Below are 265 nucleotides of genomic sequence, written 5' to 3'. Positions count from 1 at the left end.
TCGACAGCTTATCCAGAAGATTATATTGTTTTAGTCATGGATAATGCCATCTGGCATAAATCTCAGACCTTAAATATCCCTAAGAATATTGAATTTACCTTCATTCCACCCTACACACCTGAAATGAATCCTATTGAGCAAGTCTGGACTGAGATTCGTAAAATTGGTTTCAAGAATAAAGTATTTAGGACCTTAAATGAGGTAATCGATAAACTTCAAGAGGTTATTCAAACCTTAACCGCTTATCAACTCAAATCAATTGTAG

The 265-nt window shown here is 34.3% G+C and carries 1 protein-coding gene; it reads left to right on the top strand.

The genetic code is table 11. From position 1 onward, the window contains the following. Positions 1-265 (top strand): transposase (locus tag C1G53_RS00060; RefSeq protein ID WP_192873087.1); only part of this gene is annotated, 265 nt, incomplete at both ends.

This window comes from Streptococcus suis (assembly GCF_002960445.1).
Classification (GTDB): domain Bacteria; phylum Bacillota; class Bacilli; order Lactobacillales; family Streptococcaceae; genus Streptococcus; species Streptococcus hyiners.
Note: the sequence above shows the minus strand (reverse complement) of the source record. Positions and strands in the feature narration are given on the sequence as shown.